Source organism: Clostridium subterminale, from assembly GCF_039521425.1.
In the GTDB taxonomy this organism is placed as follows: domain Bacteria; phylum Bacillota; class Clostridia; order Clostridiales; family Clostridiaceae; genus Clostridium_J; species Clostridium_J subterminale.
The window spans coordinates 64,954-89,534 of record NZ_BAAACI010000011.1 but is presented as its reverse complement, the minus strand read 5'-3'; the positions used below and the strand labels follow the sequence as shown (position 1 = coordinate 89,534).

The 24,581-nt window shown below is 28.8% G+C and carries 30 protein-coding genes, 1 pseudogene and 1 other annotated feature; of the genes and pseudogenes, 27 read left to right on the top strand and 4 right to left on the bottom strand.

All coding sequences use genetic code 11. From position 1 onward, the window contains the following. Positions 1–88: 88 nt before the first annotated feature. The 6 genes from ABDZ93_RS18730 (at position 89) to ABDZ93_RS18705 (ending at position 3,659) form a co-directional block, all read left to right on the top strand. Complete coding sequence (locus ABDZ93_RS18730; RefSeq protein WP_343828036.1) at positions 89–910, top strand: GNAT family N-acetyltransferase; 822 nt, start codon at positions 89–91, stop codon at positions 908–910. A 164-nt stretch (positions 911–1,074) separates the two neighbouring features. Further along, positions 1,075–1,419 (top strand): PadR family transcriptional regulator, encoded by a 345-nt coding sequence (locus tag ABDZ93_RS18725; RefSeq protein ID WP_343828035.1) that lies wholly within the window; start codon positions 1,075–1,077, stop codon positions 1,417–1,419. A gap of 232 nt (positions 1,420–1,651) precedes the next feature. Continuing rightward, positions 1,652–2,155, top strand: coding sequence for a flavodoxin family protein (locus ABDZ93_RS18720; protein ID WP_343828034.1), 504 nt, complete (start codon positions 1,652–1,654; stop codon positions 2,153–2,155). Next, positions 2,152–2,790 (top strand): hypothetical protein, encoded by a 639-nt coding sequence (locus ABDZ93_RS18715; protein ID WP_343828033.1) that lies wholly within the window; start codon positions 2,152–2,154, stop codon positions 2,788–2,790. Before ABDZ93_RS18720 ends, ABDZ93_RS18715 begins: the two co-directional genes overlap by 4 nt. A gap of 179 nt (positions 2,791–2,969) precedes the next feature. Further along, positions 2,970–3,395: a hypothetical protein gene (locus tag ABDZ93_RS18710; protein ID WP_343828031.1), complete on the top strand. Its 426-nt coding sequence runs from the start codon at positions 2,970–2,972 to the stop codon at positions 3,393–3,395. A gap of 138 nt (positions 3,396–3,533) precedes the next feature. Then, a complete protein-coding gene (locus ABDZ93_RS18705; RefSeq protein WP_343828030.1) occupies positions 3,534–3,659 on the top strand; it encodes a hypothetical protein in 126 nt (41 codons plus the stop codon). Between the two features lie 256 nt (positions 3,660–3,915). Here ABDZ93_RS18705 and ABDZ93_RS18700 read toward each other — a convergent pair whose 3' ends face one another. Together ABDZ93_RS18700 and ABDZ93_RS18695 are read right to left on the bottom strand one after the other, a co-directional pair. Continuing rightward, positions 3,916–4,383, bottom strand: a complete 468-nt coding sequence (locus ABDZ93_RS18700) for a VOC family protein (protein ID WP_343828152.1) — start codon at positions 4,381–4,383, stop codon at positions 3,916–3,918. A gap of 405 nt (positions 4,384–4,788) precedes the next feature. Continuing rightward, positions 4,789–5,142 carry a hypothetical protein gene (locus ABDZ93_RS18695; RefSeq protein ID WP_343828028.1) on the bottom strand — a complete coding sequence of 118 codons (354 nt, stop codon included), beginning with the start codon at positions 5,140–5,142 and terminating at the stop codon, positions 4,789–4,791. Between the two features lie 345 nt (positions 5,143–5,487). Here ABDZ93_RS18695 and ABDZ93_RS18690 point away from each other — a divergent pair, with 345 nt between their 5' ends. The 15 genes from ABDZ93_RS18690 (at position 5,488) to ABDZ93_RS18620 (ending at position 16,770) form a co-directional block, all read left to right on the top strand. Next, a complete protein-coding gene (locus ABDZ93_RS18690; protein ID WP_343828027.1) occupies positions 5,488–6,120 on the top strand; it encodes an HD domain-containing protein in 633 nt (210 codons plus the stop codon). A 117-nt stretch (positions 6,121–6,237) separates the two neighbouring features. Next, on the top strand, positions 6,238–7,011 hold the full coding sequence (locus ABDZ93_RS18685; RefSeq protein ID WP_343828026.1) for an MBL fold metallo-hydrolase: 774 nt from the start codon (positions 6,238–6,240) through the stop codon (positions 7,009–7,011). A gap of 308 nt (positions 7,012–7,319) precedes the next feature. Beyond that, on the top strand, positions 7,320–7,796 hold the full coding sequence (locus tag ABDZ93_RS18680) for an NUDIX hydrolase (protein WP_343828025.1): 477 nt from the start codon (positions 7,320–7,322) through the stop codon (positions 7,794–7,796). A 112-nt stretch (positions 7,797–7,908) separates the two neighbouring features. After that, entirely contained in the window at positions 7,909–8,259 is a 351-nt protein-coding gene (locus ABDZ93_RS18675) for an inorganic pyrophosphatase (RefSeq protein WP_343828024.1), read from the top strand. 236 nt (positions 8,260–8,495) lie between these two features. After that, positions 8,496–9,509 (top strand): phosphotransferase enzyme family protein, encoded by a 1,014-nt coding sequence (locus ABDZ93_RS18670; protein ID WP_343828023.1) that lies wholly within the window; start codon positions 8,496–8,498, stop codon positions 9,507–9,509. Between the two features lie 170 nt (positions 9,510–9,679). Further along, complete coding sequence (locus ABDZ93_RS18665) at positions 9,680–10,924, top strand: SEC-C metal-binding domain-containing protein (protein WP_343828022.1); 1,245 nt, start codon at positions 9,680–9,682, stop codon at positions 10,922–10,924. A gap of 335 nt (positions 10,925–11,259) precedes the next feature. Next, entirely contained in the window at positions 11,260–12,093 is an 834-nt protein-coding gene (locus ABDZ93_RS18660) for a GNAT family N-acetyltransferase (protein WP_343828021.1), read from the top strand. A 79-nt stretch (positions 12,094–12,172) separates the two neighbouring features. After that, the gene (locus tag ABDZ93_RS18655) at positions 12,173–12,640 is read left to right on the top strand and encodes an HIT family protein (protein WP_343828020.1); all 468 of its coding nucleotides are present in this window, start codon (positions 12,173–12,175) and stop codon (positions 12,638–12,640) included. A 33-nt stretch (positions 12,641–12,673) separates the two neighbouring features. Continuing rightward, positions 12,674–13,228 (top strand): GNAT family N-acetyltransferase, encoded by a 555-nt coding sequence (locus tag ABDZ93_RS18650; protein WP_343828019.1) that lies wholly within the window; start codon positions 12,674–12,676, stop codon positions 13,226–13,228. Between the two features lie 45 nt (positions 13,229–13,273). Beyond that, a complete protein-coding gene (locus ABDZ93_RS18645) occupies positions 13,274–13,801 on the top strand; it encodes a GNAT family N-acetyltransferase (RefSeq protein ID WP_343828018.1) in 528 nt (175 codons plus the stop codon). 54 nt (positions 13,802–13,855) lie between these two features. Further along, positions 13,856–14,200 (top strand): DUF1801 domain-containing protein, encoded by a 345-nt coding sequence (locus tag ABDZ93_RS18640; RefSeq protein ID WP_343828017.1) that lies wholly within the window; start codon positions 13,856–13,858, stop codon positions 14,198–14,200. Between the two features lie 29 nt (positions 14,201–14,229). Beyond that, positions 14,230–15,132, top strand: a complete 903-nt coding sequence (locus tag ABDZ93_RS18635) for a 4Fe-4S double cluster binding domain-containing protein (protein WP_343828016.1) — start codon at positions 14,230–14,232, stop codon at positions 15,130–15,132. Between the two features lie 273 nt (positions 15,133–15,405). Continuing rightward, positions 15,406–15,672: a nucleoside/nucleotide kinase family protein gene (locus ABDZ93_RS18630; protein ID WP_343828015.1), complete on the top strand. Its 267-nt coding sequence runs from the start codon at positions 15,406–15,408 to the stop codon at positions 15,670–15,672. 57 nt (positions 15,673–15,729) lie between these two features. Beyond that, positions 15,730–16,224 carry an NUDIX hydrolase gene (locus ABDZ93_RS18625; RefSeq protein WP_343828014.1) on the top strand — a complete coding sequence of 165 codons (495 nt, stop codon included), beginning with the start codon at positions 15,730–15,732 and terminating at the stop codon, positions 16,222–16,224. A gap of 75 nt (positions 16,225–16,299) precedes the next feature. Next, on the top strand, positions 16,300–16,770 hold the full coding sequence (locus ABDZ93_RS18620) for a GNAT family N-acetyltransferase (protein WP_343828013.1): 471 nt from the start codon (positions 16,300–16,302) through the stop codon (positions 16,768–16,770). A 90-nt stretch (positions 16,771–16,860) separates the two neighbouring features. On the opposite strand, the gene ABDZ93_RS18615 is transcribed toward ABDZ93_RS18620, so the two are convergent. After that, positions 16,861–17,973: a DEAD/DEAH box helicase gene (locus tag ABDZ93_RS18615; protein ID WP_343828012.1), complete on the bottom strand. Its 1,113-nt coding sequence runs from the start codon at positions 17,971–17,973 to the stop codon at positions 16,861–16,863. A gap of 212 nt (positions 17,974–18,185) precedes the next feature. Here ABDZ93_RS18615 and ABDZ93_RS18610 point away from each other — a divergent pair, with 212 nt between their 5' ends. The 3 genes from ABDZ93_RS18610 to ABDZ93_RS18600 all read left to right on the top strand — a co-directional run bounded on the left by ABDZ93_RS18610 (position 18,186) and on the right by ABDZ93_RS18600 (position 19,853). Continuing rightward, positions 18,186–18,962, top strand: a complete 777-nt coding sequence (locus ABDZ93_RS18610) for a DUF434 domain-containing protein (protein WP_343828151.1) — start codon at positions 18,186–18,188, stop codon at positions 18,960–18,962. Between the two features lie 160 nt (positions 18,963–19,122). After that, on the top strand, positions 19,123–19,269 hold the full coding sequence (locus tag ABDZ93_RS18605; protein ID WP_343828011.1) for a hypothetical protein: 147 nt from the start codon (positions 19,123–19,125) through the stop codon (positions 19,267–19,269). Positions 19,270–19,331: 62 nt separating this feature from the next. After that, on the top strand, positions 19,332–19,853 hold the full coding sequence (locus ABDZ93_RS18600; protein WP_341255978.1) for a Csac_0668 family 2Fe-2S cluster-binding (seleno)protein: 522 nt from the start codon (positions 19,332–19,334) through the stop codon (positions 19,851–19,853). A gap of 219 nt (positions 19,854–20,072) precedes the next feature. Here ABDZ93_RS18600 and ABDZ93_RS18595 read toward each other — a convergent pair whose 3' ends face one another. Then, positions 20,073–20,729, bottom strand: a complete 657-nt coding sequence (locus tag ABDZ93_RS18595) for an HAD family hydrolase (RefSeq protein ID WP_343828010.1) — start codon at positions 20,727–20,729, stop codon at positions 20,073–20,075. A gap of 518 nt (positions 20,730–21,247) precedes the next feature. Here ABDZ93_RS18595 and ABDZ93_RS18590 point away from each other — a divergent pair. From ABDZ93_RS18590 to ABDZ93_RS18580, 3 genes and pseudogenes are all read left to right on the top strand, one after another. Further along, positions 21,248–21,982: an ATP-binding cassette domain-containing protein gene (locus ABDZ93_RS18590; protein WP_343828009.1), complete on the top strand. Its 735-nt coding sequence runs from the start codon at positions 21,248–21,250 to the stop codon at positions 21,980–21,982. A gap of 58 nt (positions 21,983–22,040) precedes the next feature. Further along, positions 22,041–22,802: an ATP-binding cassette domain-containing protein gene (locus ABDZ93_RS18585; RefSeq protein WP_343828008.1), complete on the top strand. Its 762-nt coding sequence runs from the start codon at positions 22,041–22,043 to the stop codon at positions 22,800–22,802. A gap of 86 nt (positions 22,803–22,888) precedes the next feature. Further along, positions 22,889–23,118 (top strand) — a binding site (T-box leader). 66 nt (positions 23,119–23,184) lie between these two features. After that, positions 23,185–24,263 (top strand): annotated as a pseudogene (locus ABDZ93_RS18580) (TGS domain-containing protein); the annotation flags it as partial. Between the last annotated feature and the right edge of the window lie 318 nt (positions 24,264–24,581).

Sequence of the window (24,581 nt, the reverse complement as noted above, 5' to 3'; positions counted from 1 at the left end):
TAGCTAAAGTTGCTATAGGAGTAAGAGCATAGTTTATATAATAAAACATTTAAGTGAAAATTAAAGTTGAAAAGTGGGGGGCACTATGATGTATACAATTAAAGATAGTAGAAGAAAACATATGTTAGAAGCTTATGACAAAGATAACAACTTAGTAGGGGAAGCTATAATTTCACCTTTTATGGAATCTGATTTATATGAAAAATCTAGATTAAATATTTATATTGATATTAAGGTGAGAGAGGTTTTAGATAAGAGTGAGTTAAAAGATCAAATCTTTGATGAAATAATGAAGAGATCACAAGTAATAAAAGAAGAAAATAAGGAGCTTGATGTAAGAGTCTACCATTGTTGTTTTTCAGACAATAAAGAGAACATAGCGTATTATTCTTCTAAAGAAGGTTTTAGCCATGATGAAGGAATGCATATAGTAAGAAAAGAAATAACTGAGGATAGTTTCCAGCTTACTGATATTGAAGGTATTAATTTTGTTAATCTTGAGTTTGTAGACGAAAATGAGATAAAACAATTAGTAGAAAAGCAAAATAAAGTATTTGTTAGAGGCTATTCTATTGAGGATTTAAAGGAATTGAAAAAGGAAAATAAGTGGTTCAGTATAGCAGCTAAACATAAAGGGGCGATTGTAGGCAATATCATCATTATTGTGAAGGAAGATGGATTAAACAATAAATATGGTTGGGTAGATGATTTGTTTGTTTCAAAGGAATGGAGAAAGCAAGGTATTGGTAAAAATCTGATTATAAGAGCCTTTCAAGGGTTAAAAGACTTAAATATTAAGGAATCAAGACTAGAAGTATGGAGTGAAAATAAAAGAGCATTGTCAGTTTACAATAGTGTAGGATATAAGTTTCACGAAGAGACAGAATCATCAATCGGGATGTCTCTTTAATGCTATTCTATGTGAAATATTTAAATTTGATGAATGAAGATTTTCATGTTCTACCAATGTGAAATGTGGTGTAACAATTTCATGAATACAAAATTTTACATGCATTGATTATTTAAGCATAATTATACTTAGATAATCAATGTATAATTTTGGAAGATGTTAATGTGAAAATTGATAAAGGATTAATAGGAGGTAGTACCATTTTACTGGTATTATCCTTATTGGAAGAAACCGATAGATATGGATATGAAATAATAAAGGAGTTAGAGATTCGCTCATATAAAACTTTCCAATTTAAGGAGGGTACCCTATATCCTGTTTTACACAAATTTGCGAATAATGGTTATGTAAAATCTTATATGGCTAAAGGGGATACAGGCAAAGAGAGAAGATATTATAAGATAACTAGGAGTGGAAAAAAACAGCTTAAAGAGGAAAAGAAAAAGTGGAAAGAATTCTCAACATCTGTTAACAAAGTTATTGGTAGTGAATCATATACCTTCTATTAGAAAAGAAAAGTTTTTAAAAGAGGTTTTGTACTATATTAAGTTTTCGTATATGATTCTGATAATAATGTAATTTTTGAAGAAAAATTCCAAAATATATTATGTCTAGTATTAAGTTTTTTACAATGAAAAAGTTATTAAACATAGAACTAAAAAGATAAGTGTAGTCATAATTATATAGAAATAATAAGATTGTTAGGAAAGTATATTAGATATAAGAAAGGAGCATTGAAAAATGAAGTTATTGATACATGATTTAGAAAGTAAGGATTTTAAAAAGATATTTCCTAATCAATTAGATGATACAATGGTTATTTCAGATGATGGAACTATACACCATTGCATAGGCTGTTTTGGGTGCTGGATAAAGACACCAGCAGCTTGTGTAATACGAGATAAATATGGTGATATGGGAGAGTATTTGGCAAAGTGTAAAGAGATTATTATTGTTAGTAAATGTTGTTATGGTGGATTTAGTCCATTTGTAAAAAATGTGTTAGATCGAAGCATTTCTTATATCCATCCCTATTTTGTAATAAGAAATGGAGAAATGCATCATCGGAGAAGATACAAAAATCATATAGATATGAAGGTTTGTTTTTACGGTGAGAATATAACAGAAAAAGAAAAACAAACTGGTGAAAAATTGATGAAAGCAAATTCTATTAATTTGAATTGTGATATTAGTAGTATTTCATTTGTTAATAGTATTGAGGAGATGGAGGGACAGATATTATGAAAATAGCTCTTATTAATGGAAGTCCTAAAATTAAAGATAGTGCTTCTGATTGTGTCTTACAAGAATTGAAAATTTTTTTAGAACAACAGGATAATATAATTTTTGAACATCACTTTAGAAAGCCACAATTGAGTACAGAAGAAATGAAGAATTTAGTAGAATGTGTAGCTTTAGTATTTGCTTTTCCTCTATACGTAGATGGAATTCCATCTCATTTGTTGAATTGTCTTGCTGAGCTAGAAAGTTTTCTCCTAACTTTAAATAAAAAAGAAATAAAGGTTTATTCCTTAGTAAACTGTGGATTTTATGAAGGTCATCAGAATAAATTAGCCATTGAAATTATGGAAAATTGGTGTATAAAATCAGGACTTAAGTGGGGACAAGGGGTTGGAATTGGTGCAGGTGGAATGCTCCCATCCTTAAAAAATGTTCCTATTGGTAATGGACCTAAGAAAAACTTGGAGAAAGCTTTAAAACAAATTGCAAATAATATTTTAAAGTCTACTTCAGAAGAAAATATATTTATAACAGCAAATTTTCCAAGAGTTGCCTATAAGTTTGCTGCAGAAATGGGATGGAGACAATCTATTAAAGCAAATGGGTTAAAGCGGAAAGATTTATTTTTGCGAAAGTAAAGAGTGTGAAATGATCATACCCTACAGTTAAATTTTTATGAGTATTATTTATATGGGGAATACAATAAAATGAAAACAATTAAATTAGTTTTAATAGTACCTTAACTACGATACTACGAGCAATGTTACAGGCACTTATACCTGCAGGGCAACGGACTATTCTTGCACCAAGCATCTTCGTGAATAATGGGACCATGCCCCTTGTATTTATGGTATATGGTACATTTGCCTATACTATAATTGTAGGAATTTTCCTTATATTACATAACGGCATGGGTGGTAATAGGATAATTAAAGGTTTGAAGTTCGGAATATCATGTTCATTGTTATGGACAATGTACCTTATGGAACCTCTACCGTATGTTGCAAATATTGATAGAATTACGTATCCTATTGTAGATAGTGTTGCGCTAATTTTTATGGGAGTATTATTAGGTAGATTTATAGCAATGTCATCTCCAACTAAAAAGCATAAACTTACAAAACAATCTTTATTTAATATGGGGATTATTACTATACTATTTTTTATAGGAAGAATGATCCAGTATACAATTTTCTGCATATATTCTTCCTTTAATAAATCTAGTATACCTTATATAGCGTAGGTAATCGGAACTAGTATTGCCATTGGATTAGTATTTGATTATTTAAATCCTTTAATAGAGAGTAAAAGTATTATTACTAAGTCTTTAATATTTGGGTTTGTAATTTTGGGTGTTGATTTATTTGCATTTAACTTCTTTATGCCAATTGTTTTTAATGCTAACATATTAGACTTGTTTATTAGGATGATAATGGATATAGTTTTCGTTTTTATTGGAAGTTATATTATAAACAAAATTAGAAATAGAGAAACTGTAATTCAGTAGAAAAATAAATTGATGAAATGCTTTTGTGTATCACTGATATTTAAACCCCTTTTGATAGATATTTAATTTGATTGGAACATATATAATGACATTTTGTATGATATGAAAAATAATATTAATATGGAAGTATTTGAATTGTGAAATAAGAATACCGCATATTCATTATGAATAATACGGTATTTTTATTTATTTTAATATATATTTTAATCATTTATTAAGATTCTGAAATTAACTTACTATACGTTATATTCATAATCTATTCCAAGAAAGATTTTACATAATCAACTGGTACATCCATTCTAATAGCAGTTTCTTTAATTGATAAACCTCTATTTAAGAATCGGCTGACAACCATAGTCATATTTTCACCAACCTCAATAATATGATTATCAGGGTCATAAAATCGAACAACACGCTGTCCCCAAGAATGTTCTATCATGGAATGTACATAATTAATGTCTGTCATGTTATTAAGTCTTTGAATAAAGCAATCAAAATTATCTTCTTCAAAATATAGCTCTGCGTCATTTCCCCCAAAGACAATTTCACTATCATTTTTATGAACAAAAGTAGACCAAGAATTTTTTGTCTGCAATGCAATACCTCCTGTTAAAGTCACATTTGCGCCAAAATCCTCAACAACTTTTAAATCAAGCACTTTATGATAAAACAACTTTGATTTTTCTATATCAGAAACCACTATTAATGGACTCAAAAACTTCATTATATTCCTCCTCATATAAGTGATAGTTATTATTTACTTTAATTATTATAGTAACTTTTTAACCTATTTTTCATATTGTGTAATTGGCAAGAAAATTTGTTCATTAATGAAAGGGGGGGATTATCATGTTTAAGGAAAAAACGTACAATAAGAATAATTGTAAAAACTCTGATTTTAAATATAATTATAAATGTCAGTGTTATACACATGAATATATGGGTATTGCAAGAATTGTTAAATCACAGCCATACCCAAAACAACCATCGTTTTCTTGGAGCTTCTAGCTAAACTAACCAAGTGTAAATAGAAATGTGTATAAATTTATATTGAGCTGTCATCCCTGACAGCTCTTATTGTTTAATGGCTAAGTGCTAGTTGTTTTCAATAGCTCAATTTTCTAAAAAATTAGATAGTTGTTCCTAATTTCTTCATTGTATAACCTATGATAAATAAATCAATGACTAATCCTAAAATTATAATAACTGTTTTTGAAATTAGTGATAAATGAAAGCTAAGGGATATTTTAATAAATATCAGTGATGTTAATAAGCATATAATTATAAATACACCAATCAAAATAGCAAATTTTTTAATGCCATTTTTTTTTGCATATCCAATAATATCATCAATACTACACAATAGAATAGTTATCATTAATATGGCTCTATCCCATTGCTGAATTCCAATAAGTTTAGCTAAAATCCATAAAAATATACCAAATAGGATGATAACATGCTTGTATTTTTTCCATAATTTCATTCTAATTCACTCCTATTCATTAAGAATGCATAATAATATCTTATTGATTCAGTTAAATTAATATACACATTATAACATATTTTCCAATACAGTTCTATTCAGTTTCAAAGATCGAGTTATTGTAACTCATGTAACAACATTTACATACTATTACCTAAAGATATAACCAAATGGCATATATGATTAGGGTAAATACATAGTTAAAATTAAGAAGGTCTTATTTCAAAATATTGGGTTGAATGTAATAATTTTATTTTAAATTTGCTTTTATTGTCGTATAATCAATTTATAGGTTTATAAGTGGCTGTATTTTTGATGAAAAAATTTTTACAAGGAGAGATAAGTATGGAATATTGTTATAAAAAAGGTGTACCTACATTAGAAGAAGCAAATATGATTTTAGAAGAGGCTGAAAAACTCAATCCAGGTAAATGGGTGGAACATTCAATTAATGTAGCTGAAGGAGCAAAACTAATAGCAGAGCAGACAGATGATTTAGATCCTGAATTAGCATATATTTTAGGGTTATTGCATGATATAGGAAGAAGAGAAGGAATGCACGGTATGAGGCATGGTATAGATGGATATAATTATGCAGTTGAGAAAGGGTATGATTTAGTAGCTAGAACTTGTATAAGCCATACTGGATTTAAATATAATAATGAGGTTGTTATTGTGGGTAAATGGGATGGTACAATTGAAGAATATAATTTTACCAAGGAGTTTTTATCATGTACAGAGGAGACTGATTATGATAAATTAATAAAATTATGTGATTATTTATCACTACCAAATGGATTTGTTTTAATCGAGAAAAGACTTGTAGAAATGGCATTAAGGGGAGGAGTTAACGAATATACAATTCCAAGGTGGAAGTCAACTTTTGAAATTAAAAAATATTTTGAGGGAAAAATCGGAAGATCGATCTATAGTTTGCTACCTAATATAAAGGAAAATACATTTGATTCAATCCTATAGTGTATTCTAACGTTGTCAAAAAAGCTTGGATTGAATTTTTATATATGATAAAGAATTGCAATTTTCTGATGATGATATAGAGCTTAGTGCAATATATTGAAGGGAGGTATATAATAAATGGCTATTGAAACCGATTGGTTTACAGTTGAGTTACTAGACGATACTACGTATTGTATAAGTGAATATAAGCATTGGGAAGAAACTCATTGTTATTTGTTAATTGGAAATGATAAATGTGTTTTAATTGATACAGGGCTTGGGGTTGCAAATATAAAAAATATAATCGATGAAATAACAGATTTACCAGTAGAGGTTATTTCAACTCACATTCATTGGGATCACATAGGTGGTCATAAACATTTCTCTAAATATGGGGTCCATGAAAAAGAAAAAGATTGGATAATAAAAAAATTTCCTATTCCTCTTCGAGTAGTAAAGGATAATTTAATAAAATATCCTTGTGACTTCCCATGTGATTTTACCATAGGTAATTATGAAATATTTCAAGGAAATCCAAGTTTTATTTTAAGTGATGGTGAAAAAATTCAAATTGGAGAAAGAGAGATAACAGTAATTCATACACCTGGACATTCTCCTGGTCATATGTGTTTTTACGAGAAGAAAAGAGGATATTTATTTTCAGGTGACTTAATTTATAAAGGAATTTTAGATGCCTTTTACCCTACAACAAATCCTACTGACTTCATGCAATCAGTTCAAAAGATTAGAACACTAGATATTAAAAGAATTTTACCGGGGCATCACAGTTTAGATATTAGGGTTAATTTAGTTGATGAAATTAATCAAGGGTTCTCTAAAATTAAAAAAGAAGGTTGTTTGCATCAAGGTGCTGGAGTTTTCAAGTTTGAGAATTTCACAATTCATATTTGATCAGATTAATCTTAGACAATTATAAATATAACAAGAATAATTTACTCTATGGTCACTTAAGTTCTAAAATAATTTCTGCATTTTAATATTTAAAGCATTAAGGAATATACTTAGATGTTAAAAAATATACTTAGATTTTACCTATGAAAATAGATAAATATATATGTAGAAAACTATTTACATAGAGAAGTATACAAATATTGACATAAAGAATTATTTATATATATAACTATTTGTATAGGTATATAGGAAACTATAAAAATATATAACTATTTAACTATAAATAAATTTTTAATTGGAGGTTTAAAATGGATTGTGGATTTGAAAAAGATAATGGATGGTTTAGATATAGAGCAGCAGCAATTATTATAGAAAATGGACATGTACTTTTTGTGAAAAATGAAATAGACGATTATTATTACTCCGTTGGAGGCGGTGTTCATCTGGGAGAAAAGGCAGAAGATGCAGTAAAACGAGAGGTTTTTGAAGAAACAGGAGTAGAATATGAGATTGAAAGATTAGCCTTTATTCATGAGAACTTTTTTGATGGGACAGGATCATTAGAGGTGTTAAAGTGTCATGAAATAGCCTTTTACTTTTTAATGAAGCCGAGAGGAAGTCAAGAACTCAATAGTAATAGTTATTCACAAGGCGGCCGTGAATATATGCATTGGCTACCTATTGAAAAGTTGGGAGATTATTTAGCTTATCCAAGTTTCTTTGCGGAAAAATTAACATGTATTAGTAATACTGTTGAACATATTGTTACAGATGAACGTATTTAATTAAATATTGGATTATTGGTGATTTTGAAAAATAGATGAATATTCCTTTGGAGCATAGAATGTAAGTGTGGTTTGTAGATGAAGTAATTTATAATAAATGGAGGACTGATTTATGGAATATAACGTAGAATTTTGGGATACATTAGATAAGCTTGTGCAACAATCGGAAGTTGTTATTGATAGACCAAAGGGAACAACGCATCCAAAATATCCAGAGTTTCTTTATAAAGTAGATTATGGTTACTTAAATGATACCACATCAATGGATGGTGGTGGAATTGATGTCTGGAAAGGAACAGACAAGGAACAAAAAATAGATGCCATAATATGTACTGTAGATTTAACAAAAAAGGATTCTGAAATAAAAATATTAATTGGATGTACTGAAGAAGAAAAAGAAAAGATTTATCATACTCATAATGATTCAGCAAATATGAAAGGTATTTTAATTAGAAGGTTATAACAAAGTAAGGCTATGACATTGTTAAGAATGAATAATTTGTGTGTATTACTTTTATCGATTTACAATTAGTTTATAGTTTGATGTGATGATAAATTCCTAGAATAAAAGAAATGGAAAAAAGGTTGAAAGTATTGTTAAAAAGTACGTTTCTAATTACTTTACTGACAAGGGAAAACCTGAAAGACGTGTACATGATGGAGTATCAAATTTTAATTCGTTGTAAATGGGGAGGAAAAATGAGGGAAAATAACAACTCAATTTTAAATGAGATTTTTAGACTTTTTCAATTAAATATATTAGAAGTTAATATTAATGAGATTGGTAATTCTGCCAATTTAATTTATGAATTACAAAATGAAAACAATGCATATATTTTAAGAATTTCAAAACAACCTTTTTGTAATTTGTCACAATATGAAGCCGAAATGGATTATGTAAACTATCTATATCATATGCAAGGAAATGTATCAAAAATTATTCCATCTATAAATAATAAACTTGTAGAAGTTATATATGATAATGATCAATGTAGCTTTGTTTCAGTATTTAAAAAAGCTAAAGGACATCTTCCAAGAGTAGATAATAGTAAGGAGTGGAATGAATTTTTATTTTATCAATGGGGAAAGACAATGGGTAAATTTCATTGTTTAACAAAGGATTACAGACCGAAAGAAGGAAAAATTATAAGGAAACAATGGAATGAAGATCTTAATTTTATAGGAGAATATGCAGTCGATGAAAAAGATTATGTTATTTATGATATATGGAGTGAAATAATAAAAGAAATGAATTCTTTTCCTAAGGATAAGGACTCTTATGGGTTGATTCATAATGATTTTCATCAATATAATTTTTTTATTAATGATGATAACATAACTGTTTTTGATTTTGATGATTGCTTATATCATTGGTATGTTTGTGATATTGCAATTGCTATTTATCATTCTTTACAAACAATTCCTATGAATAGTATAGAAGAACGTGTAGAGTTTGGAGTTAGGTTTATTGAAAGCTTTTTAAAAGGATATTTACAAGAAAATAAAATTGAAGAAAAATGGATAGATAAAATACCATTATTTTTAGAATATAGAAGGATTTGCTCCTATAACTTTATTTTAAAACTATGGGGAAAAAACGAGCTCAATGAGTATCAGAAAGAGTATTTGAAAAATATTAGATATAATATCGAGAATCGAGTGCCATATATTGATATTAACTTTAATAAGTTGAAAGAAATTAAGAAGATTTAACTGTGGAAAAGATGACATAATATTATAACATAAGCCAATGATATTAAAAGTGTCATTGTCTTATGTTATAATTTATTAAATAAGGAATTAACTATTTTAGAACAATGGAAATTAAAGACTTATTCTAGTAAAATAGTTTACGAAACATAAAGATAAATCAGGAGGGAACAATGAAAGAAAAATCTTATTTCTGTGAAAAACAAGTTACAGATGAAACTACTAATGAAACAAGCGTCCTTGGACATGAAGATAATGATATTAAGGATGAAAATTATTTAGAAGATGTGGATACTGAAATTTCAGGGTTAGTAGATGAAATTATCTTTAAGAGAATTCAAAAGACAGCAAAAAGTGCATTGAAAAGAGAGTGTTCTAAAGATTTAAAGGAACTCCTAAAAGTGGAAACAAAGGATACTTTAAAAGAGATAATGAATGAATTAAATATTGAATTTAAGTCAGCTGATAAAAAAGATGATTTGATTAATAAAATTGCTATGGATTACGAACAAGTAATTTTACAAGTATTTAAATATGTAGATAGGGATTGTTACGATTCTTTACAAAAAATACTTAAAAATGATGGAATTATTCCTATAAGTGGCCATATGGATGAGTCTGAAAACTCTATATTTATGCAAGAAATGGGAATATTATATATTGCTGAAAGTGATGATAAATTATATCTTTGTGCACCAGAAGAGGTTCTTAAAGTTATACCTGAAATTGATAAGAAATCCATAGATAAGAATGAAGAAATAATAAAATTATTTAGAGGAATGCTTTTTTATTATGGAGGTATTTCTGTAGAAGAATTTATAGAAAGATTACCTGAGGATGCAAAGATAGATTTAGAGTTAGAAGAAGTAGATAAAATTTTAGCTATGGGAGAAAAAACTTGTGCTGAGTATATCTATGATGATGGTTATGGATTAAATGGTTTTTTATGTGATGTAGAAGAATTAGAAGCTCTTAAATTAGAAGGAGTAACAGAAGATTATAAAAAACTTACAAAAAATGAGTTGCTTAAGGCTAGTAGAAGAGATTACATAGGTGATAAAAATAACTATAAAAGATTTGTGAAAGTTATTAATGATAACTATGATATACCAGGAGAGGGTATAGAACAGTTACTAGAATTTATATATGAAACTTATCAATTAGGGGGTAAGGAAGAATTAATTAAGAAGGTCCTTAAACAACTATCTGCACCAGAATTTATAGAACATGAAATTATTAATGCTATATATGAAGTTTGCAGAAAGATTCCAACTTGGAAATATAATGGATATACAGAAGCAGAAAAAAATAATTCAATAAGAGTTAATTTAGAAAAAATAAAGGTGGGAAGAAATGATCCTTGCCCTTGTGGTAGTGGTAAAAAGTATAAAAAATGCTGCGAATCTAAGGAAATATAATCTAGGTAGAGAAAATCTTAATTACGAGGATAACTTAAAAGTAATAAATATTTATGTAAATAAACTTCAGGGAAGTATAGTTCTTTACTGAAGTTTATTTTTTATTTTGTTATATGTCAAATTGGGTTCAAGGATATTAGAATTATGTAAAATAAAGCATAACCTTATAAAAAGAGGAATATAAAAGTTTTTCACGTATATATAATAGTGGGTTTAATAAATGTGATATTAATTTTATAAATCAATGAAATGTAAATAAGAAATAGAAGAATAAAACTAAATAAATAGTAGAGTATCATTTTTACAGTAAATGTTTTTGGAGGGTATATTAAATTATGGGTTTACGTGTTAAAGAGTATAAAAGTGAATATAAGTCGGCAATAGTTGATCTTATTTCAGATAATAATTTTGCAAGAGAAGATATAATTGGATGTTTAGGCAGATGGCCACAGTATGGGACTATTGTTGAAGTTGAGTCTGAAGTTATTGGTGTAGGTGTATTTACTGGAGTAAGTAAAATGACTAGTATGACTCTATATGTGAAACCGTCAAAAAGAAAAGAAGGTATAGGAACTATGCTTTTAAAGTCCTTAGAGGATAACATGAGAGTTGTTGGAGTTGAGGAGGTAGTCTGTGATTTTAGAGTTAATGAACTAGAAAAATCATTTTTATATAAAAATGGGTACAACCATTGGTTTAATTCCAATTTTATGATTTACACTGGTGGTAAATTGGCAGTAGGTAACCTTGAAATTATAAATTATGAAGATAAGTATTATCATGAGTGCCAAAAGATTTTAAGTGAATCTTTTCATAAAATGCGCTTATCCGTGGGATTAGAATCTACATTGAGCCTTCCAAGTGAAGAAGAGAGAAATCAGTACAAAGAAAATGCAGAAAATATATTTTTACTACGTGATGATAATCAAATAGTAGCAGCTGCTAGGCTAGAAGGTAATGAAATAGATTCAGTTGCAGTGGGAGTAGAACATCAACATAAAGGATATGGGAAAGTATTAGTAAGCTATGCTGTTAATAAATTATTAGATAGAGGATGCACAAAGGTAACTCTTTGGGTAGTTGAAGGAAATTCAGCAAGGTTCTTATATGAGAAGATAGGTTTTATAAAGGAACGTACCCATGAATTTGTTATTAAAAGTATAAAGTAAAAAATAACATGAATAAAAATTTATGAAGTAAATTATGAAGTAAATAAGATTTATAAAATAGGTATGTAGGAGATATATTATGGATAGTTGGAAAAATGATAGGATTGGTTCTGCAGAGAGAGGTGAAAATCCTACAGTAATGGTAAAAATGAAAAGTGGATTTGCTGTTATAGGAGATAATCAATTTCTGCCTGGATATTGTGTTCTTCTTGGATATCCCAGAGCGAGTTCACTAAATGAATTATCTTTAGAGGAAAGAACTCAGTATTTAACTGATATGACATTAATAGGAGACGCCATTATAAAAGCATGTAATCCATTAAGAATTAATTACTCTATTTTGATGAATTTAGATCACTATTTACATGCACATATTGAAGCACGTTATGCTTGGGAACCTGAAGAGAATAAGTGCAGGCCATCTTATTTTTATCCAAAGGAACAAAGATATGGTAGTCAGTATGAATACTCAGATGAAAAATATGGTGATTTAAAAAGAAATATAACAGAGAACTTATTGGAATTAATGAAGGAGATTAATTACTAGATGTATGAAGAATATTTTAGTGAGGTGTAGAACGTGATTGATTACAATGAAATTTTAAGAGAAAATTTATTCTTAAAATCAAAGAGGTTAATTTTAAGACCGTTTACTATAGATGATATAGATGATGTTTTTTTGTATGCCAGTGATGATGTTGTAACAAAATATTTAACATGGCCTTCATATAAGGATATGTCGGAAATAGAGGAAGTAGTAGAAAAATATTACATTAATAAAAATGGGGTTTTTGCAATTGAATTAGATACGGAGAAAAAGTGTATTGGATGTATTGATTTAAGACTATGTATTGAACACAATAAGGCAGATTTTGGTTATGTTTTGAATAGAGATTATTGGAATAAGGGTTATATGACAGAGGTTTTAAATCTAATATTAAACTTTTCATTTTCACAATTAGAATTGAATCGTGTTGAAGCTACACATTATATAGGAAATGAAGGCTCTGGTCGTGTTATGCAGAAATGTGGAATGAAATATGAAGGAACCGGTATACAGGAGGTAAAAGTCAAAGACGTTTTCTATGACGTTGTTCACTATGCAATTTTGAAAGAGGAATGGTTAATTGGATAAAGTGACTAATGAAGATAAATTTATGTTGATTGGAGGGGTACACATATGGATATGATTTTTGAACTAGGACAAGCAGATGATTTTGATGAGTTAGAACAGCTTTATAACGATTTAAATGACCATTTAGCAGAAGGAGTAAACTATCCTGGATGGATAAAGGGGATATATCCTGTACGGCAAAATGCAATTGATGGAGTTAAACATAATAATCTTTATGTAGCAAAACATAATGAGAAAATAGTTGGTTCTGTTATTTTAAGCCACAAGCCTGAATCTGCATATTATAAGGCAGAATGGGGATTTGAATCTGATTATTCAGATGTTTTTGTTGTATATACATTTGTGGTACACCCAAAGTTTTTGAAATGTGGTGTAGGTAAAGCATTAATGGATTTTGCTATTGAGCATAGTATTAAGTCACAGGCTAAATCAATTAGATTGGATGTCTATGAAGGTAATATACCTGCAATTAAACTATATGAGAAATGTGGTTTTAAATATATTGATACAGTTGACTTAGGGCTTGGAAACTATGGATTGAATTGGTTTAGATTATATGAAAAATTACTTTGACAGTGTGAGTATACTCTATAGTCAAACTATTAAGTATAAAAGCGGGAGGAAATTATGGGAATTATGGGTAAAGAAGTTTCAGATTATTTTGCAAGTTATGGAGTAGAAAAAGAAAAACGATTGGAGTCTATTAGAAATACAATTCACAATATAGTTCCTGATATAAAGGAAAAAATGTGGACTAAAGTTCCATGTTTCTATATAGATAAAACAACTATTGTTATTCGTGTATTCAATGATCATATAAATATTTTTGCAGATAAAGTATTTCAATATAAAGATGAGTTATCGGAATATAAAATTACACCAAAAGGCGCACTACAAGTATTTGATAATCAAGTAATACCATTTGAAACTTTATCAAAGATATTTAGGTCTTGTTTCACGAGTGTGTGTTAGAAAACTGTATTAGAAAAGAGGTAATTTCTTTGAAAAGCAAAATAGAAAATATTGCTATCGAACATGGTGACAGATTAAATGTTATTCCAATAGAGCACTTAAAAGAATTAAAACATATTATTAATGACTTTAAGGAGAAAGTAGAGCTTAATAATTTTCAAAAGTGGATTGTAAACGAAATGTACCAATATGATGTGAATGAAGAAGATTTCAAGGTAAATTCTATTATTCTTATTGCAGTCCACCATCCCTTCTATGCTAAAGTTAACTTTAGCATAGAAGGGGAAAAGAAAACTTTTTTAAGTCTAGTAACTGCGAATTTCAATAAGGTAGAAAAGTATTTGAAAGAATTTTTAAGAGAAAATGATTTTTCTCTTAAGATTGCAAATAATCTTCCATTAAAAAGATTAGGGGTTCATAGTGGGCTAGCAAAGTATGGACGTAATAATATCACTTATGTTGATGAGTTGGGAAGCAATTTTTCATATGTAGCATATTTCTCAGATATGAAATGTGAGAAAGATACCTGGGGAGAAGTAAGAAATGCTGATGTTTGCACCAAATGTAATCTTTGTTTAGTTAATTGTCCAACTAATGCCATTCTCAAAGATAGATTTTTAATAAATAATAAAAGATGTTTATCTTGCATCAATGAATCTTCAGGTGAGTTTCCTGATTGGATTCCTATAACTGCCCATCACACCTTGTATGATTGTTTGACTTGCCAACGCATTTGTCCAATGAATTCGGATCAAAAAGAGAAAATTATTGAGGATATATTTTTTTCGGAAGAGGAAACCAATATGTTATTAGAAGGAAAACCAATTGATTCTTTTTCAGAGGATTTTAAGTCAAAAGTGCATATGCTAGGGATTGATCAATGGTATGAAGTAATTCCAAGAAATTTGAAAGTTTTATTTAATAATGTGTAATACGGGTAATATTGAAACTATGCAGTAAAATTATATAAAAAGAGAAATATAAGTTTTTTAGCGAATATATAATTGAATGGATTAAATTATAACAAGATAATAAAAGTATATCTGAAATATAAATTAAGAACTGGAGGATTACAATGGATGCTAAGAAGACGTTAGTTATTGCAATAGCAGCAGTATCAGGTGGTGTAAAGACTACTATTACAACGGGATTAAATAAAAAACTACATAATACTTGATTATCCATTTGCTTATAAACATAATAAAATGAGTAAATCTATAAATTTGACAATATTTATAGATACACCTCTGGATATTGCCATGGCTAGGCGTATACTGAGAGATTTTAAAGAATTTTCTTTTGAGAATATAAGGAAAGATTTAGATGTTTATTTATCGCGTGGAAGATTAGGTTATTTAGAAGCGTTAAATTCAATTAAACTAAATTCTGATTTTATAATAGAGGGTTCATTATCAGTAGAGGCTATAGTAAAGCAGGTCTATGAAGTAATTATTAGTAAGAATAACTTATAGTCTTATTGGAATATTATGAAGTATTGTTTATATAATATTATTAGGAGGAGCACCTTAATGAATCAAGATATATTGTTTAAAACTGATGACTTTGTTTTTAGTTATCGAGTTGCAGGGTTATTAATTAAAAATAATAAAATTTTACTTCAACACCCTATAAGTGATGCAGGATATGCAATTCCAGGGGGGCATGTTTCTTTGGGAGAAACAAGCGAAGAGACTCTAATTCGAGAATTTAGAGAAGAAATAGGTGTAGACATAAAGGTAGAGAATTTAAAGTGGGTAGGTGAAATTTTCTTTCCTTGGGGAGATAAACCATGTCATCAAATTAACTTATTTTATAAAGTTACTTTAACTGAGGATACACAAATTCCATTGCATGGAGAATTTTATGGAATTGAAAAAATAGATAATGACTCATTTAAACTTGAATTTTCATGGGTGGATTTGAAAGATATTTTAAATGTTGAGCTATATCCCACAAATGCCAAAGAGTTATTATTAAATAATTCAAAGGAAATAAAGCATTTTGTTTATCGTGAAGAAGTATAGATAATGAACTCAAACTATAGATGAATTAAATCAAATTATAATTTAGTAGACAAAGATAAAGAAAGGAGGTTTTATATGAATTTTCAAGTAAGAGAAGCAATTATAAGCGATTGTATTGAAATCAATAATCTTGTTAAGGAAGTACATAGCTTACATGTTAAAAACAGACTTGATGTTTATGTGGATGTCGATACTCCTTTGATAAAGGAACATTTTTATGATTTATTAAGTGCCAGTGACACAAAGGTATTTGTAGTAGAAAATCTTAATAATAAAGAGTTAGTAGCATATAGCATTGTGAAAATTATGGCTCATAGAGGCATTCAGATACTTAGACCAATGACATTTGCTTATATAGATGATTTTTGTGTTAAAGCTAGTAAGAAAAAGAATGGTATTGGAAGGTTGCTTTTTGATTATGTTGCAAGTTATGCTAAATCAGAAGGAGCTTTATCTTTACAGTTGATTGTATGGGAGTTTAATAAAGATGCTATTAAATTCTATGAATCATTGAGAATGAGAAGAGTGGAATTAAACTTGGGTTAATATAAATGTAAAAAATATAATTTAAAGATAGGTACTGAAGGAAATAAATCCCATAGTACCTTATTATTTTATATTATGTTAAACTTCAAGTTACGCTAAATCTATAGTTCTTCTAGAAATTTTAAATCCTATTTTTTCTTCAATTTTTTCAAGTGAATTGGTATCTTTAGGATCCATAAAACAGCAAGTATAGCCACTTTCACCAGCTCTAGCTGTTCTACCAATTCTATGAATATAGCTTTCTGGAGATTCTGGAATGTCATAGTTATATATGTGAGTAATACATGAAATATCAATACCTCTTGCAGCTACATCAGTTGCAATTAGATATTGAATATCCGCATTTCTAAAGGACTTCATGATTCTCTCTCTTTTATTTTGAGGAACGTCGCTATGGATTTTCTCACAATTAAATTTTCTTTTACACATAGCCATTTCAAGAGCATCAGCTCTTCTTTTAGTTCTGCAGAAGATTATTGCCATAAAGGGATTATCTTCTTCAAGAGCTTTGAAGAGGGAACCTTGCTTTAAGCGATCTGTAGTTTCGACAATTTCTTGATTTATTGTAGAAAGAGTTATACTTTCTTTTTTTACAGATACCACAATAGGATCTTTCATATATCTATAGGCAAGTTTTTTAACGGAAGAATCCATAGTAGCAGAAAAACATAATGTTTGATGGTTTTTAGAAGTATGTTTAATTATATTTTCTACTTCATTTTTAAAACCCATAAGTAGCATTTGATCTGCCTCATCAAGAACAAAGGTTTTAAGTTTAGATAAATTGATTGATTTTCTCTCAAGATGGTCAAGAAGTCTTCCAGGGGTAGCTATTATTAAGTGAATGCTTCCCTTAAGCTTATTTAACTGGGAGCCAATATCTTTTCCGCCATAAGCAGCTAAGATATTTATATTTATGCCCTCAGCTAATTTAGAGGCCTCGTTAGTAATTTGAATGGCTAACTCACGGGTTGGAGTCAATATTAACACTTGTGTATCATCAAGGTTTGGATTAATATTTTCAAAAAGAGGTAATAGAAATGCTAAAGTTTTACCTGTACCAGTTTGAGCTTCAGCTATAACATCTTTTCCTTCTTTAATATATGGAATACTTTCTATTTGAATATCAGTTGGATTATTTATTCCTGACTTGTTTAATATATCTATTAAATTTGTACTAATTCCTAATTCTTTAAAATTCATTTACTCATACCTTTCATCCTTTAGTTAATGTCTAATAGTAACACATATTAAAGTATTTATCAATTTTAACAAACTCCATAATGCTAGTATGAATAATCATTATAATGTGGAGCATAATGAATGGTGGAAATGAAGAGTAGTAGGAAAAGCCATTTAAAGTGCAACACCATAATATAATGACATATAATACTGTTGAAAGTAAGGTGAAAATAATGAGTAAGACTACTAGAAGAGGATATATTCCAAGGGATGAAAAGGAGTTCGTAGATGAATATAGGGATAAATTATATAAAGCAGGAGAAGACTTATTGTATCTACTAAATAGTGGTTATAAGATAAAGGGAGCATCTACTTTTGTAGGAAATCATTATCTTTTATCTGAAAGGCAGAGGCTTGCCTTAGTGAGGGGAATATCCAAAAGTGAAGATATTAAAAATAGAAAATCTAAAGTAGTTACTGATTCTTTATCAGGGAAAACAATTCATATAGATGGTTTTAATACAATAATAACTTTAGAAGTTGCACTATCTAATTCACTAATTATAAAATCAATGGATGGAACTATAAGAGATTTAGCAGGACTTCGAGGTTCGTATTCACTTATAGATAAAACTGATAAGGCGATTAAGCTAATAGGTGAAAAATTAGTAGAGTATAAAGTTCATAAAGCTATATTCTATTTAGATAAGCCAGTTTCAAATTCAGGGAGATTGAAGATGAAAATTTTAGAATTACTAGAAAGTTTACAATTTGAAATAGAAGTAGAGAATATTAATAATGTAGATAGTGTATTAGAAACAAAAGAAAATGTGGTATCTAGTGATGCAATTATCATTGATAAATGTAAGAGTTGGATAAATATGAATAGATATATTATAGATGATAAGGGATTAGAGGTTAATTGTATAGATTTTAGCAAATTTTATTTTTTACAAGGAAGTATAAACGTAATGAGTGAAAAATATGACTGTTCTTGTGCAAGCCAATAGCAAAAAGAAAAGAAATCAAATAATTTTGGAAGCAAACATAGTAAAAAGACGCATGAAAAAGGATAATATGTTGATAGAGCTAGTTAAACCTAGCTCTTTTATTATATGGAAATACATTTAATAAATCAGTATAATATAAGTGACACTCTAAATTTTAGATTTGACTAAGTTAATCTTAATCATTGGAATTGATATGACATGTAGAGATAATAATTTAATACAGCTAACTGGAATGATTGATAAAGCAATAAGGGATGAGAAGAGTAAACTTAAAGGTGTTAGGTATGAAGTAATAAAACTTAGTTAGAGAAAAACTTTTTGTAGAAAATAGGATGGTAATTAAATAGCATTGAGGAGGGGAAATGTATTATGAAAGAGCAAGAGTTAAAAAAATCATGTTGAGGCAGTGAACAAAATTCTACTTGGGAAGTAGAAAATGATAGCCTTTGTCCTGTATGCAATAGTAATGGAATGGAAGTGGAAAGTACTACCATAAAACATTTAGTTAATGAAGAATTTGTAGAACAAATAAAAGATCATAATTACTTTATTTGTATTAATGAGGAATGTAATATTGTTTACTTTAATCCACATTTAGGGACATCATATAGCAAACAGCAGGTGAAAGTGCCTATATGGTTTAAAAAAGATGCTAACCCTAAATACATATGTTATTGTAATGGAGTTACAGAACAACAAATTATAAATGCTGTTGTTAATAATGGAGCAAAAGATATAAAAGATATTATAAGGCTTACAGGAGCAATGAAGAGCGGAAAGTGTGAAATTAACAATCCTCTAGGTAAATGTTGTAGTCCATTTATTCAAGAGGCTATCAATAAAGCGTTGAGTATTAAAAGAAAAATTAACTTTACAAAAACAAATCATTAAAATATGAACCGAAATATCCAGATTAGGGGATACTTTAAATCTGGTATTGTAGTTGATGAATTATCTGAAAAATATAGTCTTTCAGTAGAAACTATTAAAGATTATTTGTTCCCGCTAAAAATATACCCCTGCCATAAGCATTTGGCAGAGGTATTTATTATTTTATTGTAATACAGTTTTTAGGAAAAGGTATCTATTCATTGACTTTTGTGATTAATGTTATTCAAATAAAAACTTTTCAAGATCCTTAACCTTATTAAAATAATAATCACAGTTTTTTTTCATAAATCCTATAATTAAGCTATTTGTGTGTGACCATCCAGCACTAGCAAAATCTACATTACAACTCCTTGCCATATCAAAGCCTGGCTTCAAATCATCAATCATTATAAGCTCATTAGGTTTAAGGTTATATTTACGCATAATTTCCTGAAGAGGATATGGATTAGGCTTACGCTCTTCTTCACAGCGTTCCCATCCGAAAATCATGTCTGGAGCAAGACTACAATTCTCTAAATAATCACGATTTATGTTTTCACTGTAAGAATGAGAGACAACGCAAACTAGTCCACCTTCTTCCTTTTGTCTTTGAATAATTCTTTCGAATCCAGTATAGAAAGCAGGGACATTGTTTTTTACATACTCATTCCAAGTAGTAAGTTGATATTTCATTTCCTCCTCTGTAAACTTCAAAATATCGAAGCATAAAGAGCTAAATCCAGGATCAAAGCAGTACATCATAAATTCATCTAGAGTTATTCCTGTATTTGGACGAAGTTTAGATAATGTATTTTTGAATACTGGAAAATGTATTTCAGGTGTACTTCTAACAACGGTATCGTCATGATCAAGGACTAAACATTTATATTTTAACATAGCTGACTCCTTTTATATTTTATGTTTTTGAATTTAATTTTTAACTTGTTAATACCACAAAGACAAATGTATATTAATTAATATATATTATACATGAATATAAAAGTATTTTGGAGATATTTTCATATAGATTGTAGAGGTAGGTTTGGAGTTAAGGTAGTTGACAGCCATATGTGTTATTTATATAATTATAATTGAATGTTAGAAGTTTAATTTAAAGAAAGGCAAGGTATTTGCAGAGATGAGAATATAATTCACTTTTGTTTATGAAAAATCAAAGATTAAATGAGGTCTAAAGAAAGGCTTTATTGTTATGCATTTTTTTGATTTTGTGAGTGGATAGCGTTTTTGTAACTGCTGATAGTTTGTCAATATAATGTGTTATTAATCTTAATTATGACTTGAATCCTAATATATACTGTTATTTTTGTATATATTTTAAGGTTTTATTTAGTGCAGATTAAAGGTTATGATATAGTTGCGATGCTATCCTCTCCAAGTTATAAGGAGGGGATTTTTTGTTATTAGTTGAATGCAGTAATATTAAAAAAAGTTTTGGTGATAGATCCATATTGGATATAGAAAATTTAAAGGTTTATTCACAGGACAGAATAGGTGTTGTAGGTGTAAATGGAGTAGGTAAAACTACATTGATTAATATATTGTGCCAAAGATTGCAGCCAGATGAAGGCGGTGTTAAGTTATACGGAAGATACTCATATATATCTCAGTTAGAAGGACCTGAAAGTATATCAATAACTGATGAAATGGCTTCTAAATTTAATGTGGAAAGTATATGGAATGAGAACATGAGCGGAGGAGAAAAGACTAGATTTAAACTTGCTCATGCTTTAAGCCAGAATAGCCAGTTGATTTTTGCAGATGAGCCTACTAGTAATATGGATATAGAGGGCATTGAGCTTATGGAAAAAAGTTTTGAAAAATATAAAGGAGCTTTAATCCTTATATCCCATGATAGGAACTTCTTAGATGGGTTATGTAATAATATTTTAGAGATAGAGGATGGTAGAATAAAAATATATAATGGTAATTATAGTGACTACGCTGCTTTGAAAGCTAAGGAAAGAGAACGAGCTGAATTTGAATATGAGGAGTATATAAAAGAAAAGAAGCGACTTAAAAGTGTAATTACCGATGCAAAACAAAGGGTAAAAAGTATAAAGACTACTCCTAAACGAATGGGCAATTCTGAGGCTAGGCTTCATAAAGCTAGATATTCAAGATTCAAATAAGCTATATAGCAAAATAGTTATAGAAGGTAAAAATATAGCTAAGGCATTTGATAAGAAAATGATACTAGATAATGCTGAATTTAGTATATATAACACCTCAAAGGTAGCACTCATTGGTCCTAATGGATGCGGAAAAAGTACTTTGATAAAAATGATAATGGATAGTGATGAGTCCATTAGAATTGCTAATGGAGCAAAGATAGGATATTTTAGCCAAGATATGGACATCTTAAAAGAAAACTGTACCATCATAGAAAATGTAACGGAAAGTAGCATAAAGGATGAAACTTTCGCTAGGATACTACTAGCAAGATTATTATTTAAAAGAGAAGATATCTATAAAAAAGTAAGTATATTAAGTGGAGGAGAAAGAGTTAAAGTATCCTTTGCAAAAATGCTATTACAAGATATAAATCTCCTTATACTAGATGAGCCTACTAATTATATGGATATAAGCTCTCTTGAGGTAGTAGAAAATGTTCTTAAAGATTATCATAGCACCCTACTATTTGTATCTCACGATAGAAGATTTGTAGAATCTATTGCAGACCATATAATGACTATAGAAAATCACAAAATTGAGATGTTTAAAGGTAATTATAAGGAATGCCTAGATAATAAAGATAAACATAAAAATAAATGTAAAGATAATAATAAAGAAGAAATAGAAAATGAAATTTTCATATTACAGAATCGTCTTTCAGAAGTTATTGGAAGGTTATCCATGCCCTCAAAAAAGGATGATGTAGTAGCGTTGGATGAAGAATATAATGAGTTGTTGGCTGAGTTAAAGAATTTAAAAGTAAATTTACTAAATTAATAGAAAAATATTTACAGCATATTACAAAAGTGGTAATATTGATTTCAACAAGAGCGAGTGCACAAAACTCTTTAAAATTAAAAATAAAATGAACAATGAAAGGGCCGAGTATTATAGAGTACAGTTTCCAGAGAGGGAGTGTCACCGACTGTAAGCATTCCTAAATATGACTATAAGAAAACTACACTAGAGTTATGGTTGATTAGCTAATATTAGTAAAATGCCATCGGTAAATACCGTTAAAAAGTTTGAGATGAATTGAATTATTTTAATTCAATTTGGGTGGAACCATGGATGTTATGCATTCGTCCCAAGGTAGGACGGATGCTTTTTTGTCGTATAATAACTAATTCAATAAATTCTGTTAAGGAGGGTGATAATTATGATAAGTATAAAACTTAAAGATGGTTCAATAAAAGAAATTTGTGATGATTCTAATGTTTATGATCTTGCAAGTTCAATTAGCAAAAATTTAGCTAAATCAACAATAGTAGGTGAAGTAAATGGAACCTTGGTTGATTTAAGTTATAAATTAAAAGATAATGACTAGGTAAATATTTTAACCTACGATGATGAAAATGCTGTTGAGGTAATTAGACATTCAACTGCACATATTATGGCTCAAGCAGTAAAAAGAATTTATAGTAATTCGAAACTTGCTATAGGACCTTCCATAAAAAATGGTTATTATTATGATTTTGATATTGAAAGTCCCTTATCTGCTGAAGATATAGATAAGATTGAAATAGAAATGAATAACATAATTAAAAAAAATTTTAAATTTGAGAGAATAGATGTTTCTAGAGAAGATGCAATTAAGCTAATGGAGGAAAAAGGGGAAGCTTATAAAGTTGAACTTATAAGGGACTTACCAGAAGGAGAAAAAATTTCTCTATATAAGCAGGGCGAGTTTATTGATCTTTGTAGAGGACCTCATATACCATCTACAAAGTATGTAAAAGCTTTTAAACTAACAAGTGTAGCTGGGGCATATTGGAGAGGTAATGAAAAAAATAAGATGCTACAGAGAATATATGGTGTTGCCTTTGCAAATAAAACATTAATAGAAACTCATTTGCATAATTTAGAGGAGGCTAAAAAAAGAGATCACAGAAAATTATTTAGCTTTGTTGATGAAGGTATAGGATTTCCATTTTTATTACCTAAAGGATTAGTTCTTAAAAATACTTTAATAGATTTTTGGAGAAAATTGCATGCAGAAGCAGGTTATGTGAGATTGAGACACCAATAATGCTTAATAAAAGATTGTGGGAAGTTTCAGGACACTGGGATCATTATAAAGAGAATATGTATACTTCAAGTATTGATGAAGAAGAATTTGCATTAAAGCCAATGAATTGTCCAGGAGGAATGTTAGTATACAAATCTGAAGCTCATTCATATAGAGATTTTCCAATGAGAGTAGGTGAACTTGGTAGAGTTCATAGACATGAACTTTCGTCCTTTAGGGGAAATCGTTATCCAGGGACATAACAGCTTTTTAGTCCCATTTTGAAGAAGATGGGAGTATTAGAGCTGATAGTCATCGAATAAAATAAGGTAAACATATAAAATAACATCCATCAACGATGGATGTTATTTTTGTGTGTCCAAAAATTCTGGACTAGACTTGATAGTAAAAGCTCAGTGAAAGTAATTGTCAAGAAGACTAATTTATAAATAATGATAAATTTATGATGTATTAATAATATACATATATAGAAAAATGAGGTATATTTATATGTAGGTTAATAAAAATAGAAAAAATTATGGTGGTGA